The sequence below is a fragment of the Aeromonas sp. QDB62 genome (genome assembly GCF_027705695.1).
In the GTDB taxonomy this organism is placed as follows: domain Bacteria; phylum Pseudomonadota; class Gammaproteobacteria; order Enterobacterales; family Aeromonadaceae; genus Aeromonas; species Aeromonas allosaccharophila.
In genome coordinates this window covers 1-601 of the sequence record NZ_JAPDCD010000149.1, presented here as the reverse complement: position 1 = coordinate 601, position 601 = coordinate 1, and the positions used below count along the sequence as shown (strand labels likewise).

The following is a 601-nucleotide window of genomic DNA, read 5'->3' as shown; positions in this document are numbered from 1 at the left end:
TGTCGTTTTCAGAAGGCGACTGCACGAAATATCAGGAGTCGGCTGCACTGCCAGAACTGGCCGCCTGCAAGGCAGCGTAGAGAGCGGTTTTTCCTACCTTGAGGCGTGCGGCGGCCTCGCGGACATTCAAGCCGTTGGCGACAAGCTCCCGCGCTCGTTGCAACTTGTCGGCAGTGACAACCGGCTTGCGTCCGCCTTTGCGCCCGCGTGCGGCGGCAGCGGTCAACCCGGCCTTGGTGCGCTCGCGGATCAGGTCGCGCTCGAACTGGCCCAGCGCACCGAACACATGGAAGATGAGCCGTCCGCCCGGCGTGGTGGTGTCGATGTTTTCAGTCAACGAGCGGAAGCCGACGCCCCGTGCTTCCAGCTTGCCGACCGTCTCAATCAGGTGCGGCAGGGAGCGGCCAAGCCGATCCAGCCGCCAGACGACCAGCACATCGCCATCGCGCAGATAAGCCAGCGCATCGGCCAAGCCGGGCCGGTCTGCCTTGGCCCCGGATGCCGTGTCCTCGAAAACCCGTTCGCAGCCTGCATTGCGCAGCGCATCCGTCTGCAAGGCGGTGTCCTGTTCCGCCGTCGATACCCGCGCATAGCCGATGAG

The 601-nt window shown here is 65.2% G+C and carries 1 protein-coding gene; it reads right to left on the bottom strand.

The features are described from left to right. Positions 1 to 31 precede the first annotated feature (31 nt). The coding region (locus tag OKC27_RS22845; protein WP_270806764.1) for a recombinase family protein at positions 32 to 601 on the bottom strand (570 nt) is incomplete at its 5' end.